The sequence below is a fragment of the Paenibacillus sp. V4I9 genome, from assembly GCF_030817295.1.
Taxonomy (GTDB): Bacteria; Bacillota; Bacilli; order Paenibacillales; family NBRC-103111; genus Paenibacillus_E.
This window is the reverse complement of sequence record NZ_JAUSZE010000001.1, coordinates 3,801,779-3,815,616: the sequence shown is the minus strand read 5'-3', so window position 1 is coordinate 3,815,616 and position 13,838 is coordinate 3,801,779. Positions and strand designations below refer to the sequence as shown.

General features: G+C 44.3%; 11 protein-coding genes and 1 pseudogene. All 12 read left to right on the top strand.

What is annotated here, in order from left to right; translation table 11 throughout:
• Nucleotides 1-329: 329 nt before the first annotated feature.
• A pseudogene (locus QFZ81_RS17955) lies at nucleotides 330-512 on the top strand (type II secretion system F family protein); the annotation flags it as partial.
• Nucleotides 513-527: 15 nt separating this feature from the next.
• The gene (locus QFZ81_RS17950; RefSeq protein ID WP_171647036.1) at nucleotides 528-755 is read left to right on the top strand and encodes a Flp1 family type IVb pilin; all 228 of its coding nucleotides are present in this window, start codon (nucleotides 528-530) and stop codon (nucleotides 753-755) included.
• Nucleotides 721-1,749, top strand: coding sequence for a TadE family protein (locus QFZ81_RS17945; protein WP_307603792.1), 1,029 nt, complete (start codon nucleotides 721-723; stop codon nucleotides 1,747-1,749). Before QFZ81_RS17950 ends, QFZ81_RS17945 begins: the two co-directional genes overlap by 35 nt.
• 14 nt (nucleotides 1,750-1,763) lie before the next feature.
• The gene (locus QFZ81_RS17940; protein ID WP_307442158.1) at nucleotides 1,764-4,055 is read left to right on the top strand and encodes a hypothetical protein; all 2,292 of its coding nucleotides are present in this window, start codon (nucleotides 1,764-1,766) and stop codon (nucleotides 4,053-4,055) included.
• A 17-nt stretch (nucleotides 4,056-4,072) separates the two neighbouring features.
• Nucleotides 4,073-4,738 carry a TadE/TadG family type IV pilus assembly protein gene (locus QFZ81_RS17935; protein WP_307603790.1) on the top strand — a complete coding sequence of 222 codons (666 nt, stop codon included), beginning with the start codon at nucleotides 4,073-4,075 and terminating at the stop codon, nucleotides 4,736-4,738.
• Between the two features lie 36 nt (nucleotides 4,739-4,774).
• Nucleotides 4,775-5,284: an A24 family peptidase gene (locus QFZ81_RS17930; protein WP_307603788.1), complete on the top strand. Its 510-nt coding sequence runs from the start codon at nucleotides 4,775-4,777 to the stop codon at nucleotides 5,282-5,284.
• A 13-nt stretch (nucleotides 5,285-5,297) separates the two neighbouring features.
• The gene (locus QFZ81_RS17925) at nucleotides 5,298-6,794 is read left to right on the top strand and encodes a DUF6382 domain-containing protein (RefSeq protein ID WP_307442162.1); all 1,497 of its coding nucleotides are present in this window, start codon (nucleotides 5,298-5,300) and stop codon (nucleotides 6,792-6,794) included.
• 202 nt (nucleotides 6,795-6,996) lie between these two features.
• Complete coding sequence (locus QFZ81_RS17920; RefSeq protein ID WP_057302386.1) at nucleotides 6,997-8,553, top strand: ABC-F family ATP-binding cassette domain-containing protein; 1,557 nt, start codon at nucleotides 6,997-6,999, stop codon at nucleotides 8,551-8,553.
• Between the two features lie 13 nt (nucleotides 8,554-8,566).
• The gene (locus QFZ81_RS17915) at nucleotides 8,567-8,857 is read left to right on the top strand and encodes a Dabb family protein (RefSeq protein ID WP_307442164.1); all 291 of its coding nucleotides are present in this window, start codon (nucleotides 8,567-8,569) and stop codon (nucleotides 8,855-8,857) included.
• A 151-nt stretch (nucleotides 8,858-9,008) separates the two neighbouring features.
• Nucleotides 9,009-10,058 (top strand): M42 family metallopeptidase, encoded by a 1,050-nt coding sequence (locus QFZ81_RS17910; RefSeq protein WP_307442165.1) that lies wholly within the window; start codon nucleotides 9,009-9,011, stop codon nucleotides 10,056-10,058.
• Nucleotides 10,055-12,028: an ABC-F family ATP-binding cassette domain-containing protein gene (locus tag QFZ81_RS17905; RefSeq protein WP_307442168.1), complete on the top strand. Its 1,974-nt coding sequence runs from the start codon at nucleotides 10,055-10,057 to the stop codon at nucleotides 12,026-12,028. Before QFZ81_RS17910 ends, QFZ81_RS17905 begins: the two co-directional genes overlap by 4 nt.
• 154 nt (nucleotides 12,029-12,182) lie before the next feature.
• Nucleotides 12,183-13,796: an ABC-F family ATP-binding cassette domain-containing protein gene (locus QFZ81_RS17900; protein WP_307442170.1), complete on the top strand. Its 1,614-nt coding sequence runs from the start codon at nucleotides 12,183-12,185 to the stop codon at nucleotides 13,794-13,796.
• The last annotated feature ends 42 nt before the right edge of the window (nucleotides 13,797-13,838 follow it).

Here is a 13,838-nt window from a genome sequence, read left to right as displayed (position 1 = left end):
AATACACGTGAACGTTTGTTCTGATAGTGACTAAGAAGAGATATGCTTTTTCACGAGCGAAACAAAAACATGATTTTTTGTAATTAAAAATAAATTATAAAAAATAACCAAGACAATAAGGAAAGGTCTTGGTTATTTTGAATCTGAAATTAGTTTGAAAAGGTGAATGTTTTACAAAAGTGAATATCACTAACGATCTTTATTTTCCACATTTGTCACATTTCAATTTGAAAAAATCCTTTGAGTAACAAACTAATTTTGAGTGTTAACAATCTTGAAAACCGCTTAAATACCGGACATTGAATAACGAACTTTATTTTCCTGGATCAGGTGGTAGTGATTTTGTTGTCGCGCTTCACGCACTTTCGTTGGATCTTTGGCAAAGAAGGAAGTCGGTGTCACGAACATTAGGTGAGGAAGCATCATCGAAGCTTGTATTTCCCATGGTGCTCATTTTCGTTGTCGTGATGGTTATTGTTGCGGCCCCAGCTTTACTTATGATGAAACAATAATGGAGGTATGTAGAGATGAAAACGGCGTTAGATTGGCTGAAACAGTTTTGGGAAGATGAAGAAGGATTAGGCACTTTGGAGATTTTATTGATCGTTGCTGTGCTTGTAGCTATTGCAATCATTTTCAGAAAATGGATCGTCTCGTGGTTTCAGAAGTTAATTGGGGATGCCAACTCTGATTTGAAAGACAACAGTGCAGTAGTTCCTTGTGCGCCTAGTCCAACAACTAGCTGTGCGCCATAGGCGTTTACTGAGTCTTCGCGTTAGTGAGCAGGGAAGCTTTACGTTAGAAGCTTCTCTTGTATTTCCGCTGATTCTACTTTGCACGGTTACGCTTCTTTTTGTGGGCATGTATGCGTACCAGAACGTATTTGTTCAGCAGCTTGCGAGGACTGCGGCTGAGCGTCTTGCCTTTACGTGGAATAATAGCCACAAAGATTTGGTGACAGGAAACTTTAACCCCAGTAAAACAGATGGCCTTTATTGGCGACTTACACATGATAGTGTGACAGATTTATTCGGAATGCTGAGTGGTAGTGGCACAACAGAAGTCATTATTCCCTCGGTCAGTGCTAGTGGTCACGTAGCGAATAAACTTGCCAAATCCTCAGCTTTACTACCTCAGGGAGTGACGGGAACTGCAAAATACGCGAACTATCTTTTTGATCATCAGGTTGAGGTGAAATTGAAAAAGTCATTTCTTATGCCGAAGCAGCTAAAGAGATGGTTGGATTCTGAGCAAACAACTGGCAGGGCCGTTTCACATGTTGTGGAACCGGTAGAACTCATTCGATTAACGGATATTACACGAACGTATTTCAAAGCGATTAAAGGTCGAATTTCCCCTCAAAAGGCGAGAGAGGCACTCGTAGAACCTATTCAAGATAACTTGTCTGGACCTAGTGTGTCGATCCAATCAGAGCGTCAAGCCGCGGCATACTTGAAATCACTGGTTGGGGGCACTGAGGTCATTTTGACGACAACATCAGGAAAAAGCAGAACGATCGATGCGCTGGATGCTCGAGGTATTGGTCATCAGGCTTTTTACAATATGACGGAATTTCAGCTTCGTACCGAGCAGCTGCCTAAGGATATAGAGCTCCTCGATGAAAGGTCACAAGTGAAAGGCATTGTGTGGCACTTTTTCAAAAAAGATGCTAGCGGCAAAGGAATGCCCTCTAATTCATTTCGTAAGGAGCTTGAGCGCAAAGGGATAGTTGTTGTTATCCATAATTAGAAAGGGGGGAGTTTTTGAGGAAATTTGTTCGTTCAGAAAGAGGTGCAGTTTCTGTCTATCTGATTCTCATTATTGTGCCGATTTTCTTATTTCAAGCTGTACTCATTGATTTCGCAAGAATTAAGCTGGCTGAAAAAGAGACGGAATCAGCGGTCAAAGCTGCAGCGCGATCGGTTATGTCAGCTTACGATACAGAGCTGCAAGCGATGGGACTCTATGGTCTTGGCATTTCGCAGGATGAAACGGAGGCGTTATTCCGGAAGGTTTTTGCAAGTAATTTGTCAGGTCAAGTATCGCCAGGAGCATTTCATTATGTGGATACAAGACCTGTAGAGAATGGCATGCGTGTTACCCCGGTGTACACATTGGCAAGTCATACGATTTTTGAGCGGCAGGTGCTGGAGGATATGAAGATCAAGGCTCCGATCGAGTACACACTTGAGATTACCGATAAGTTTCGGAAAAGCGGGACGAAAGCCCCTTTTCACCTTGGGTCTCAGTTTTCGAAAGAAGCGGCGGAGCTTGAGAAACTCATTGATCAAAGAGAAAGCGCGCTAGATGAAGCTTGGCAGAGCAGCGAAGAGCTGATTGAAAAAATATCGAAGTATCATGCTTATTATCAAAAACGCATCACCGAATTAGACGAATTAGCTGCACAAATCGGCATTCATACAGCAGATGAAGTGAGAAGTGAAATCGTAGAAGTGAAGAATCAGTTGAGATCCATTCAAGATTCCATACGGGATCTGGATATGTCAATAGCAGCACTAAGCCAAGCTGGACCTGGCGCTGTGGCTGGCATACAATCCCTCGCAGCTTCTAAACAAATATTAGGATCTCAGGCACAGGTCTTAACCCAGAAGTTAAATGAGCTAGAAGCGTTGTTGCAACTGATCATTAAGTACGCAGCACTCCTAGCTGCTACGAAGCTGGAGATTCCGGCTAACGGTAGAGAAATCCAGCTATTACAGCAAACAATTGAACCAGCTCTACGACTAGCAAAGCATCGAAATGACGAGATACGTACGAAGTTAAATGGGATAAATCAAGGTTCGGGAAGTGGAACACAAGGTGGAGCCTCTGGTGCCTATGAAGTGTTTCAAAATGTTCCTGTTATGGGTGATGATTATTTCTACAGATATCAAACAGCCATAGCCAGCATAACTGCGTTATTTACTGCGTTCCAAGAAGTTATTAATTCCGTATATCTATACACATCTGATAATACAAGCAGAGCAAACCTAGCGAATAATGCTTATTTTTCTGAATCTAGTGAATTCAATAAACAGCAAAGTATTTTGGAGAAGACAAGAATGGACAAAAATGAGGCAACGGCAACGAATAAGCGTCAGCAAAAAAACAAGATACAAGCCGTTTTGGATCAAGCGAAACAATCAATCGGTTCTTGCAGTTTGCCGAATACTCAGAGTAGCTACACTGAACTATACAACCGCCTTCAGGGGGATACCGGACATGAAGCGGGTGAGAAAGGATTGTACCAAAAGTATCGAGAAGCTAATGCTCAAGATACGATAGTAGGCAGCGAGATTGCTTATGATTTAGAGAAACCAGAACCTGTAAGCTTAAAAGCGATGGGGATGCTTGAGTCGTTTAATAACGCGGCGGAATCGATGAGAAATGAGCTATATGTGAATGAATTTGCCCTTACGAAATTTAATTACCGTACATATGGATTGGAAAAAGACCCTGCGGGTCAACCCAAATTGTCCAATGAGCTGGTGGATCCAGGTTCGCATATGTTGGCAAATCAAGAGGTTGAGTATCTGTTATATGGATTCTCTTCCTGCGGGGCTAATATTTCGTCCGCTTATGCTGAAATGTTTGGATTCCGGATGGCGATCCGTACAGTAGAGGCACTCCTAGATCCGAAAAAAGAGCTGCTCGGTATAGGCTCACCTTTACTCGTGCTATTGGCCGCTGCCGCGGAAGGCGCGCTGGAAGCTTTTCAAGACATGAATAAATTAACAAAAGGTGAAGCTGTAGAGTTATCTGCGAAAATCACAACATCAGCTTTAAGTTTGACGTACAAAGACTATTTACGCATTTTTCTGCTTTTACACAGTAATAATACGAAACTTATGGCTAGAATGCAGGCACTTATCGAACTGCAAACGGGTAAGAATTTGGTTCAAGAAACGACGTATATTCAGGGAAACGGATCAAGCGAAGTGAGGTTGTGGTTTATCCCGCAAATCATGAAGCTGCTAGATGGAACTGGGTTACTGGGGTGTAAAGTACAAGGGAACCGGTGCCGGTTCAGCAGTACTTCAGCTGTAGCTTATTGAAGAAAAGGGGGCTGTTTATGCTTAGAAAGTTTCACCATGAGCAGAAAGGTGGCATGGTGTTGGAGGCTTCTTTGGTGCTGCCCTTCTTTTTAGCTTTTGTGATTGGTCTAATCATATGTATTCAGATTGCCGTATTAGAAATGGAGCTGCAAGCAGAGGTATCGGAGGCAACAAAGTCGGTTGCCGGTCAATTATACCCTGTACGGCTCCTTGTCCAAGAAGCCAAATCGAAATTCGATCAGAGCCACGTAGCTGAAATGATGAGTTCAGTTGTAGATCGTGTACAAACGGCTCGAGATCAAGTGAAGAACACTGAGAATCTGGCTGATGAGTACGCCGCTTACATTCCGAATTCACTTCTGGAGCTTGTTAAATGGGAAAAAGAAAAGCGTGAATTAGGAGAGGGGAAGGCTCAAGAAGAACTGGACGAGCTTTACGAAAGTCAAGTTAAACCGCGCATTCATGCGGCTTTCACGCCGATTGTTTATGCATTTTGCAATCAAACAATCATGAAGAAAGAGAAATTTAAGGTCATTTCAGTGACCCTCCCGAGTATGGAAAGCGGTGGCGATGCCTTTTTTGGTATAGAAGCTCAAATGACCTACAAGCTTCCGCTTCCGTTTATAAGTCATACGATAATATTAAAGAAGAAGGCTGTTGAGCGGGCATGGGTAGGCGCCTAAGAACATTAACAGAACTTTAGGAGGGACCTTTATCCTTTGATTCATTTGATTTTATTTATACTGATAGCCATTGCATTTGTAATTGACGCACGTAAATCACTGATCCCAAACAAGGTTACTTTCTGTGGAACAATGATTGGCTTCGTATTCCACGCATTTACGGAGGGTTGGAGTGGTGTGTTTTTTGCTGTGATTGGTGCAATTACTGGTTTTACGGCTCTTCTTTTGCTTTATTTTTTCGGTGCACTAGGTGCAGGTGATGTAAAGCTTTTTGCTGCAATCGGGGCGATAATGGGATTTACATTCGTCCTTCAATCGATGCTTTATGCCATTTTATGTGCTGGCGTTATCGGACTTATCTTACTCTTTATCCGTAAACAGATGATAAAAACAGGTCATAAACTTGCTACGTGGCTAGTTTCTATTGTTGTTTGTCATGACATGGGCAGTATGCTAGGAATGAAAAATCAAAAAAACATGAAATTTCCGTTTATGTATGCAGTTGTACCGGGAGTTGCATTGACTTGGTATTATTCGTTTTTATGAGAGAGGTGAATCCATGACGCAAGAAGTATTTGGACTTCGTTATGAATTTGTATATCGACATGGTCATTATATGGTGCTGTATAAGGAAGATGGTTTGGATTCAAAGACTCTTTCAACTTTGCAGGTCAGGATGCTTGAAGCCAATGATGTACCGAACCTTCTGCCGTTAGAAATACAAGAGGTGGATTTCCGCATAAGTTTACTGTATAACTTGTCGGCTAAACGAATGCTGGCCCATGTTCTGAAGGTGGAAGGGTTGTCTAAACAACATTTTGCAAAGCTCATGTATGCCATTGTTTGTGCCCTAGGTGAAAGTAAGAATTACATGCTTTTTGAATCAGGATACGTTTTGAAGGATAATTTCATATTCATTGGCAGTGATTGGTCGGATGTATTTCTGACTTATGTGCCGCTTGAACCTATTAATGATGAAGATTCCGTCTTCAAATCGCTTGAGTCTTTGATGAAACAACTCTCACAGAAATTGAGCGATGATGAGAGGACCGCGGTGGTTTCCTGGATGGAAACATTATCGCGGAATCAGAGCTTGCAAGTATATAAGGAGAATCTTCTAGCGCTAATGGACGAACAACCGCTCCTGAAAGCAGCTTCTCTGATATCTAATCATAATAATGATGAACAAGACACAGTAAAACCTCTCAACATGCAAATGCCTCCAGTAAAAGAAAATGGGTTGCCCAAGCCACTTTGGAATCGGAATGAGGGTCAGCAGCAAGTTCAGATCAATACCTCAGTAGAGGAGTTAGTGCAGCCCAATAGTGTTCCGAAAATGAAAGAAGGACAGGGAAATCCAATATCCTTTATCTCTATATCGGGGCGGTCACGAACGATAGTCCTTGCTGTAGTAATTCTGCTAACCGCGTTTCTATGGCAGAATTATTTCACCTACCCATCTACAGGTATTATGCAAATAACCGTAGGAATATCGATTTTACTCATGAATGTTTGGTTTGTTATTCGATTTTTAGGATTACCGCGCTTTCAACGATACATAAAAGGAAGCAATGGCGTTAACCTGCCCATCTTTCCGGTTGTAGAAAAGCAGCTGGATCAAAAGTTAGAAGCACTATCAATTGAGCCGACCAATATCCAAAATTATTATCAAAATTTACATATGCATACGACCTTGCTCAATCATAAGAAGCCAAACGCTACGGTTTTCCTTGGTAGACAAATGAATCAACCGTTAGGAGCCAGGATTGAGTGGCAAATTGAAGGCACTACTAAAACTGTTCCTTTGAATAACGATCATTTTACTATGGGCAGAGGCGATGCCAGTTTGAAGGTCGATTATGTTTTGGAAGAAGCGGGAGCTTCCAGGATACATGCTGAAATAATTAAGAATCAAGAGGGTTTTATGATTAAAGATACAGGTTCAACGAATGGGACCTATTTAAATGGCGAACCATTAGTTACTTATCAGTCCTACCCGTTGAAGGATGGAGACGAGATACGAATTGTGCGGCAGGAGATTAAATTTCGTTTGTAAAAGTTAAAACAAAGTTACTAACATTTGGCTTGATCTGCGACGTCCCATATGGGACGTTTTTCTGCATAGTTTTGTATAAAAGCTAATGAATACGCTTCCCAGATGAATTTACCTATTCCTGTCTTGCATGAGCAGTGTTATAATAAGAAGTCGCGAGTATGAGCGATTATCTTCGAAATAGACAGGAGTTTGGAATTACGAGATGAGTCTTTTGACAATTGAAGATTTAAGCCATAGCTTTGGAGATCGTACGTTATTTAAAAATGTATCCTTTCGACTGCTCGCTGGAGAGCGTGTTGGTATTGTTGGAGCTAATGGTGTGGGGAAATCCACGTTAATGAATATATTGACCGGGAAAGTTCTGAAAGATACAGGTAAGGTTGAATGGACGCCGCGCGTTCATTACGGATATTTGGACCAGCATTCCGTGTTAGAACCGGGCAAAACCATTCGCGACATTCTGCGCGATGCTTTCCTTCCTCTCTTTGAAGCGGAGAAGGAGATGATGGCGATTACCGAGAAAATGGGTGATGCCACACCGGAAGAGCTTGAGGTTCTTCTGGAGCAAATGGGCGAAATTCAAGAGCGTTTGGATATCGGCGGTTTCTATATGCTGGATGTGAAAATCGAAGAAATGGGTAACGGTCTTGGCCTTAATGCCATTGGTTTAGACCGTGATGTTACTTCCCTTAGTGGTGGACAACGGACGAAAGTTCTTTTGGCTAAATTGCTCCTGGAGAAACCGACTGTTCTTCTTTTGGATGAGCCAACCAACTATTTGGACGTTGAGCATATTGAATGGTTGAAAATGTACCTTAAAGATTATCCGTTTGCCTTTATGTTGATTTCACATGACACTGAATTCATGAATGAAGTCGTTAACGTGGTATACCACTTGGAATTCACGAAGCTGACACGTTATACGGCGAATTACGAGAAATTTCTGGATATGGCTGAAATGAACAAAACACAGCATATTGACGCTTATGAAAAGCAGCAAGAGTACATTAAAAAACAGGAAGATTTCATCGCGCGTAATAAAGCGCGGGCGTCAACTTCAACCCGTGCCAAGAGCCGGGAGAAACAACTTGATAAGATTGACCGAATTGAGCGTCCAGAGACGGCTATGAAGCCGACTTTTGTGTTCAAAGAATCACGCTCAAGCAGCAGAGTTGTTTTTGAGGCGGAAAACTTGGAAATCGGTTATGATCGTCCTCTTTTACCGAAGATGAATGTAACGATTGAGCGCGGCGAGAAAATTGCTATTGTCGGATGCAACGGTGTAGGTAAATCTACACTTCTCAAAACGATTCTTGGTAAGCTGGAGCCTTTCAACGGTAAAACGTACCGTGGAGACTACTTGAGTCCTGCCTATTTCGAACAAGAGATTAAAGCTCCGAATATGACACCGATCGATGACGTATGGAACGAGTTCTCTTCGATGACTCAAAATGAGGTCAGAGGGGCACTTGCAAGGGTAGGGCTCAAAAATGAGCACATCACACGTGCTATGAGTAAGCTTAGCGGTGGTGAACAATCGAAAGTAAGGCTTTGTAAACTTCTTATGAGAGAAAGCAACTGGTTGTTGTTCGATGAGCCTACGAACCATTTGGACGTTGTTGCCAAAGAAGAGCTTCAAAGGGCTTTGAAAGAATATAAAGGTACCGTCCTGCTCGTGTGTCACGAACCTGAATTTTATGAAGGTTGGGTAACAAGAGTGTGGGATGTTGAAGAATGGTCTGCAAAAGTAACCAATTAGGGGGAAATCATTCATGTTAACTCACGTTGTGTTTTTTAAGCTCAAAGATCGCAGTCCAGAAGCAGTTGAAGTAACAAAGGCTGTACTTACGAACATGGAAGGTAAAATTCCGGTCCTGCGGTATATTGAGGTTGGGACCGACATTTTGCATCTGGAACGTTCGTATGATATTGCTTTGATTACCAAATTTGATTCTTTAGAGGATCTCAAGGTGTATGACACTCATCCCGTTCATGAAGAAGTGAAAGCCCATATGAAGACAGTCCTTGATGGAACGTCCATTTGCGTTGATTTTGTAAGCTAATCTAGTTTGAAAAACATAGGGGAACAGTGTAGTATCACTAGAAGAGACTTGTTTGTGACTTGTGTCATCAACTTGTGTATGAATCCTAGGCTGCACTGTTTTTTATGTCTTTAGAGGAAATCTAATAATATAGAAAAGGGAGGAATCCCGAGTGAAAACAAACTTAAATAAAGCTTATATGACAGAAATTCTAGAGCTGTTGCTGCGGACTCCAAGTCCAACTGGTTACACGCATCACGTTATGCAAAAAGTTGAACAAGAAGTGAATAAGCTCGGATTCGAGCTTACATATACGAATAAGGGCTGCGGCATTGTAACGATCCCTGGTACCAGCCAAGACCGTGTCATTGGTATTTCTGCTCACGTGGATACACTCGGTGCTATGGTGCGTTCGATCAAAGAAAATGGCACTTTGAAAATTACTTCATTGGGCGGCTTTATGATGGGCGCTATTGAAAATGAATACGTTCAAATTCATACGCGTGATGAACGCGTTTATGATGGGACTATTCTGACGTCGAGACCATCTGTGCACGTATATGAAGACGCCAGAGAGTACAAACGGGATGAAGCCAATATGGAAGTACGTATTGATGAGCTTGTGAAGTCCAAAAAAGAGGTTCAGGATCTTGGCATTCGAGTGGGGGATTATATTTCGTTCGATCCGCGTGTACAAGTGAAGGAAAATGGCTTCGTGAAGTCGCGTCATTTGGATGATAAAGCGAGTGTTGCTTCCTTATTTGGGCTTTTAAAACTGATCAAAGATGAGGGCTTGAAGCCTGAATTTACGATCAAGCTGTTCTTCTCCAATTATGAAGAGGTAGGTCATGGTTCTTCCTTTATTCCTGAAGATATTACGGATTTTATTGCCGTGGATATGGGTGCTCTTGGTGATGATTTGAGCGGAAGCGAGCGCGATGTATCGATTTGCGCGAAGGATTCCTCGGGTCCTTATGATTATCAGATGACTTCGAAAATGATTGAGCTAGCCGAGAAACTGGAAATCGGTTATGCCGTTGATATTTATCCGCGATACGGTTCTGATGCATCTGCCGCGCTTAGAGGTGGACGCGATATTCGTGCTGCGTTGGTGGGACCTGGCGTTCATGCGTCACATAGCATGGAGAGAACGCATATGGATGCTGTAGTGAATACAGCAGCCCTTCTTGCGGCTTATATCATGGAGCCGGTCCGCGCATGAATATACTTAGTGCAGTTAATATAACGAAGACATTCGGCGAAAAGGTGCTGTTCGATGATATTTCGTTCACGGTGAACGAGAAGCAGCGCATCGGTCTCATTGGCGTGAACGGAACAGGCAAATCCACGCTGCTGAAGCTGCTGGCGGGGCTGGAAACAGCGGATCGCGGCAAGCTCGTGCACGCGAACCATTTTCGGGTGGAATACTTGCCACAGAACCCTGAGTTCGATCCGAACTCTACGGTTCTTGAGCAAGTATTCCACGGCGATACGCCGCTCATGAAGACGCTTCGCGACTATGAGCTTGCGCTTGCTGAACTTACGCTAGATGCCTCCAACGAGAAGAAACAAACGCGACTATTCAGCGCCCAGTCGCGCATGGATGAGCAAGGTGCCTGGGAAGCCAGCACCTTGGCCAAAACCGTGCTGATGAAGCTAGGCATCAGCGAGTTCGACAAGCCCGTCGGCCAGCTGTCCGGCGGTCAGCGCAAGCGCGTTGCCATGGCGCGCGTTCTGATTGGGCCCGCCGACCTGCTCATCCTCGATGAGCCGACGAACCATATTGATAACGAGACGGCCATCTGGCTCGAGGAATTCCTCAGCAAATGGCGCGGAGCCTTGCTGCTCGTTACCCATGACCGGTACTTCCTAGAGCGGGTAACCACCCGCATTCTGGAGCTGGACCGGGGTAAGATCTACAGCTACGAGGGGAACTACGAGTGGTTCCTCGAGAAAAAGTCGGAGCGGATGGAGTCAGAAGCGTCCAGCGAAGATAAGCGGCAGAATCTATTGCGCCGCGAGCTGGCTTGGCTTCGCCGCGGCGCGAAGGCGCGCACGACGAAACAGAAGGCGCGTATTGGGCGCGCCGAGGAATTGCGGGACCGCAAGGTGGATGGTCCCGGGGAGAAGCTTGACATGGCGCTGGCTGGCAGCCGTCTTGGCAAGAAGGTGATGGAGCTGGAAGACGTCACCAAAGCTTTCGAGAGCGGGAAGCCGCTGCTGAGCGGCTTCAGCTACATCGTGATGCCGAGAGACCGCCTCGGCATCATCGGTCCGAACGGCAGCGGCAAATCGACGCTGCTGAACATGCTGGCCGGGCGTATTCAGCCCGACAGCGGGACGATCGAGACCGGCACGACCGTGAAGCTTGCTTACTACACGCAAGAGAACGTCGAGATGGATGAGAAGATGCGCGTCATCGAGTACATCAAGGAGGCTGCGGAGCAGATCCGCACAGCTGATGGAGAGACCATTTCGGCGTCGCAAATGCTCGAACGCTTCCTCTTTTCGCCAACCCTGCAGTGGTCGCCGATCGGAAAGCTCTCCGGCGGTGAACGGCGCAGACTTTATTTGCTCCGCACACTTATGGGAGAACCGAACGTACTGCTTCTGGATGAGCCGACCAACGACTTGGATATCCAAACTTTGACCATACTGGAAGATTATCTGGATCAATTTCCTGGGGCCGTTATTACGGTTTCCCATGATCGATACTTTTTGGATCGTACGGTTTCGCATCTATTTGCATTTGATGGCAAAGGCCAGATCGAGCCTTACATTGGCAACTACTCCGATTACTTGGAAGAGAAGCAGGAGCAGGCAGAAGCGGATCAGGCACGGAAAGAAGTGATGCGTAATGCGAGCTCTGCCAAGTCTGGTGGTGTTTCTAACACAGCTTCAACAGCAGATATTAGCAGTCCTGCGGCAGCAGGGGGCACATCGAATTCGAACCGTCCGAAGAAGCTAACTTTCAAAGAACAGAAGGAATGGGACGAAATTGAGAGTACGATAGCTTCTCTGGAAGACAAGGCGGCTGGTTTGAAAAAACAAATTGAAGCGGCTGGCAGTGACTTTGACCGAGTTCGTGAGCTGTATGAGCAAGAGCAGCAAACCGCAGTGGATTTGGAAGCGGCGATGGAAAGATGGACTTATTTATCCGAGTTGCTAGAGGAAATAGAACGAAACAAGTAAGCTAGAGTCCAATCTTTAATCAAAGATCCCAAAAAGGTGAGACTTTAATCTTCGATCAAAGATCCCAAAAAGGTGAGACTTTAATCTTCGATCAAAGATCCCTATATTATGTTATGATAGAACAAACTACTATAAAGGCAGGTATGTACTAAACATGATTAATGTTAATAACGTGACGCTTCGTTACGGCAAGAGAGCCCTATTCGAGGACGCCAATATCAAATTTACACCGGGTAACTGCTACGGACTTATCGGAGCAAATGGTGCCGGTAAATCAACTTTTCTGAAAATTCTTTCCGGTGAGATTGAGCCCAACACAGGCGAAGTCAACATAACACCTGGTGAGAGAATGGCTGTTTTGAAACAAAACCATTACGAGTTTGACGAAATCGAAGTTTTGAAAACCGTCATGATGGGTCATGCTCGCTTGTTTAAAATTATGGAAGAGAAAGATGCTTTGTATGCCAAAGCTGATTTTACAGAAGAAGATGGCATGAAAGCGGCTGAACTCGAAGGTGAATTCCAGGATCTAGATGGCTGGCAGGCAGAATCGGATGCAGCTGAGCTACTCATCGGTCTTGGTATCCCGACTTCTATCCATGACACGAAAATGAAAGACCTTGATGGCAATGAGAAAGTACGTGTTCTCTTAGCGCAAGCTTTGTTCGGCAATCCGAATATTTTGCTGCTGGATGAGCCTACCAACCATTTGAACTTAGAGTCCATTCGTTGGCTGGAGAACTTCCTTTCCCGCTTTGAAGGTACTGTTATCGTTGTATCCCATGATCGTCACTTCTTGAACCAAGTATGTACTCATATTGCGGATATTGATTTTGGTAAAATTCAAATGTACGTCGGTAACTACGACTGGTGGTATGAGTCCAGCCAACTGGCACTTCGTTTGACGAGAGATGCGAACAAGAAAACCGAAGAAAAACGTAAAGAGTTGGAAGCCTTTATCGCACGCTTTAGCGCTAATGCCTCTAAATCGAAGCAAGCTACATCCCGTAAAAAACAACTCGAGAAGCTTACTCTTGAAGATATTAGACCATCCAGCCGTAAATATCCGTTCATTCACTTCAAAGGTGAGCGTGAAGCGGGTAAGCAGCTGCTGGCTGTTGAGAAATTGTCCAAAACGATTGATGGCGTAAAGGTGTTAGACAACATTTCGTTCACCATCAATAAAGGGGATAAAGTTGCCTTTGTAGGCCCGGACGGCATCGCCAAAACGACGCTATTCAAAATTCTGATGGGTGAAATGGAAGCTGATGAGGGTACGTACACATGGGGGATTACAACTTCCCAAGCTTACTTCCCTAAAGACAGCCAAGACTATTTCAACTCTGATTTAACTTTGGTGGATTGGCTTCGTCAATACTCCAAAGACCAAGATGAATCTTTCTTGCGCGGCTTCCTAGGCCGTATGCTGTTCTCAGGCGAAGAAGCGCTGAAGAAAGCAAACGTGCTATCGGGTGGAGAGAAAGTACGCTGCATGTTCTCCAAAATGATGCTAAGCGGATCCAATGTCCTCATTCTTGATGAGCCTACGAACCATTTGGATTTGGAGTCCATTACTGCGTTGAACAATGGTCTTGTTGACTTCGACGGAACGATTCTATTCGTCTCCCATGACCATCAGTTCATCCAAACGATTGCCACACGCATTATGGAAATCACGCCTAAAGGACTCATCGATAAAATGTTCACCTATGATGAATACCTAGAAAGCGAAGATGTGCAAAAACAACGCGAAGCGCAATACGCATAATGATAAATGAAAAGCGCCCTGACGTATTACTCTCAGGGCGCT